The 3,166-nt window shown below is 72.8% G+C and carries 3 protein-coding genes; 1 reads left to right on the top strand and 2 read right to left on the bottom strand.

From position 1 onward, the window contains the following. Positions 1 to 2,087, bottom strand: a 2,087-nt coding sequence (locus tag ABYE80_RS19015; protein ID WP_372791888.1) for a glycosyltransferase, incomplete at its 3' end; no start/stop codon positions are given. Further along, positions 2,084 to 2,365: a hypothetical protein gene (locus ABYE80_RS19010; protein ID WP_372791887.1), complete on the bottom strand. Its 282-nt coding sequence runs from the start codon at positions 2,363 to 2,365 to the stop codon at positions 2,084 to 2,086. The genes ABYE80_RS19015 and ABYE80_RS19010, both read right to left, overlap by 4 nt. Before the next feature lie 67 nt (positions 2,366 to 2,432). Between ABYE80_RS19010 and rfbC the strand changes: the two genes are divergently transcribed. Continuing rightward, positions 2,433 to 2,999 (top strand): dTDP-4-dehydrorhamnose 3,5-epimerase, encoded by a 567-nt coding sequence (gene rfbC, locus ABYE80_RS19005; protein ID WP_372791886.1) that lies wholly within the window; start codon positions 2,433 to 2,435, stop codon positions 2,997 to 2,999. Positions 3,000 to 3,166 lie beyond the last annotated feature (167 nt).

Genomic DNA, 3,166 nt, shown 5'->3' with positions numbered 1-3,166 from the left:
GCCACGTCCCACGTGCGACCGGCGACGAAGGCCAGGCCGGCCTGGTGGCGGCGGTCCCATTCCTCCTGGTCGGTGAGGAGATGCTCGATGGCGTCCGCGACGGCCAGCGGGTCGAAGGCGCTCAACGCGACGGGGGAGTCCGCGCCGGATCCGAAGACGCCCTCGGCGCTGACGCCGGCGAGGTCGACGCAGGGGAGGCCGCAGGCGAGCATCTCCTGGGGGATCAGGGAGTAGTTCGTCAGCGAGAGGACCAGGCCGACGGTCGCCTCGTTGTAGGCCGCCGCCAGCTCGGCCGGGTCGCGCACGCCGAGGTGCTCGTAGTCCACCGGCATGTCGATCTCGGCGCCGTTGCCGAAGCTGACCACCCGCAGGTCGTGGCCGCGCTCGGCCAGCTCCTGCAGGGCCATGAGCGCGAGGGGGACCGCGCGCCGGGGGGTCGCGTCGCGCCCGTACACGAGGATCGTGTCGCGCCGCCGGGGGACGGGGAGGGGCCGGTAGACGCTCAGGTCGACGCCGAAGTCGAAGAGCGACGTCGTCCCGCCGTACCGCTCGCGGACGATGTCCTGCAGCCACGGCGACGAGCAGACGGCGTGCATGCCGAGGCCGTAGGTCGCCTCCGCCCAGCGGGACTCCACGGACGTCGCGTAGAACTCGGACTCGTGGTCGTGGACGAGGTACACGCGCGCGCGGCAGCCCGGCAGGAGCATGACGGGGTGGGCGGTCTGCCATCCGGTGGCGACCACGACGTCCGCGCCGTGCCAGTCGCCGAAGCCGCGGTGGACCGGCCCCTCGATCGGGGCGAACCACTCCTGGATGTCGCGCCGCACGCGCGCGCCGCGCTCGTGCTCGCGGTGGCCGAGCTCGTCGTGCAGCCAGTAGGACACCGAGTGCCCGGCCCGCTCGAGCCGGTACATCAGCTGGAAGATCGAGTTGTGCCCGCCCGACCCGCGGTCGAACGGCGGGATGACGCACGCGATGTGCAGCGGCGCGTCGTCGGCCTGTCCGCCGAGCGGGTCCAGCAGCGGCGCCGGTCCCTCCTTCGCCAGACGGCGGACGGCGTCCCACACCACCGGGCGTGCCGCCTTGGGGATCGGCTTGCCGACGGGCGCCGACGTCGGATCCGGGCCGGACGCCCCGTTGGCGGCCCGCGCGTCCGGTGCGGCGTCGATCGCCGTGCCCTCTAGGGAGATCCGGCGCTGCACGGGCGCAGGGAGGGTGTGGGCCCGCGAGCCGAGTGCGCTGAAGACCTTGCGACCGGCGTGGTGCACCGTGGCGCGCGCGGTCCAGGAGCGCAGCGTCGCCGCGTCGTAGCCGTGCTCGCGCATCCAGGCCCGGTCGTGCAGGACGAGGCTCTTCACGTCCCGCAGCGAGGACCGCACGCCGAACCCCTCCACGTGGCCGACCGTCGCCCGCAGGCCGCGGTACTCGTCGAAGTACCGGCGCATGAACTGGACGGGCGGGTAGTCGTGGGCGTGCAGCACGGCGGCCGCGGGGACGTAGGCCTTCGCCCAGCCCGCCGCGAGCGCTGCCTGCCCGAACGCCTGGTCCTCGGAGTAGGGGACGTCGTCGAACCGCACCTGCTCCCAGCAGTCGCGCCGGTAGGCGGCGTTGACGTTGGAGATCCACGGGTCGCCGCCCGCACGCTCGACCTGGGGCGAGCCGTCGGGACCGGCCTTGGTGGCGAAGAACGCGTCGAGCTCGCGCGCGATCATCGGCGAGGTGTCCGGGCGCGCCAGGTGCGGGCCGAACACCATCCCCACGTCGTCCGCCAGGTCGAACCCGGCGAGCAGCCCGTCGAGCCACCCCGGGGCGGGGGTCGCGTCCTGCGTGAGGAACGCGACGATCTCGCCCGTCGTCCGCTGCGCCCCGAGGTTGCGGGTGCGCCCGTGCCCGAACTCCCCGGGCGGGATCTCCAGGACGACCGCTCCCGCGTCGCGGGCGATCCGGACGCTGTCGTCCCGCGAGCCGGAGTCGATGACGAGCACCTCGTCCACGCCCTGGCCGAGTGCGGCCGCCAGCAGCTCGGGGAGGAAGCGCTCGCCGTCCTTGACCGGAACGACGACCGAGACGGTGCGACGTGCGCTCATCGAACGCCGCGCAGCCTGCGGCTGGTCCTGCGCACGGAGCGCACCACGCCGCGGAAGGCCTTCAGCGTCTCGAGAGCACGCAGCGCCCCGGGCTTCTCCATGACGCGATCGAGGTCGACGTCCCACCGCTCGAGCCAGTAGAGCTTCTGCTGGGAACGCGCGACGAGCTCGTTCGTGGCCCGCGCCTGGTCGCTCAGCTGCGTCTCCAGCTCGCTGACGCGGGCGCGGAGCGCGGCGATCTCGGCGTCGCGGGTGTCGATGTCGTCCTCTACGGCCACGGGTCGAGGGTACCCCGAGGGAGGGCCGCGATGCCTGCTCGCAGGCGGTTCTGCGACCCTGCCCGCCATGCCATTCGAGGTTCTCAGCACGCGACTGGACGGTCCGAAGCTCCTGCAGCCGTCCGTCTTCCCGGACGAGCGCGGGTTCTTCTGCGAGACGTATCGCACCAACCAGCTCGCCGACATCGGCATCACCGACGACTTCGTGCAGGACAACCACTCCCGGTCCTCCTACGGCGTCGTTCGCGGCATGCACTTCCAGATCGGGGAGGGCTGCGGGAAGCTCGTGCGCTGCGGGCGCGGCTCGATCGTCGACGTCGTCGTCGATCTGCGACGGTCCTCGCCGACCTACGGTCAGTGGGAGGCGCACGAGCTGTCCGACGACAACATGCGCGCCCTCTACGTGCCGGTCGGGTTCGGGCACGGCTTCGCCGTCACCAGCGAGATCGCCGACGTGCTCTACAAGCAGTCCGCCTACTACTCGGGCGACGTGGAGCGCGGCATCTCGTTCCTCGATCCGGCGGTGGGTATCGACTGGCCGATCCCCGAGGCCGAGCGGATCTTCAGCGCCCGGGACGCCGACGCGATGACGCTCGCCGAGTTCGCCGCCAGCGGTGAGCTGCCGGACTGGTAGGGGCCTCAGGCCACGGTCACGGTGAACCGCAGCGGCTCACCGAGCGCCGCCCCCTTGCCGTCGAGGACCTCCAGCGTGAGCGTGTGCACGCCGGGGACCGACGGCGTCTCGGCCGGTGCCAGGAGCACGCGCCGGGTACCGGGGCCGACCCGAGCGGAGAGCCCGGT

Source organism: Paraconexibacter sp. (assembly GCF_041602235.1).
GTDB lineage: Bacteria > Actinomycetota > Thermoleophilia > Solirubrobacterales > Solirubrobacteraceae > Paraconexibacter.
This window is presented reverse-complemented; position numbering and strand designations above follow the sequence as displayed.

What these genes read in the sequence shown, in the direction of transcription:
- rfbC (WP_372791886.1), top strand. Translation starts at nt 2,433, where the DNA reads ATGCCATTCGAGGTTCTCAGCACGCGACTGGACGGTCCGAAGCTCCTG.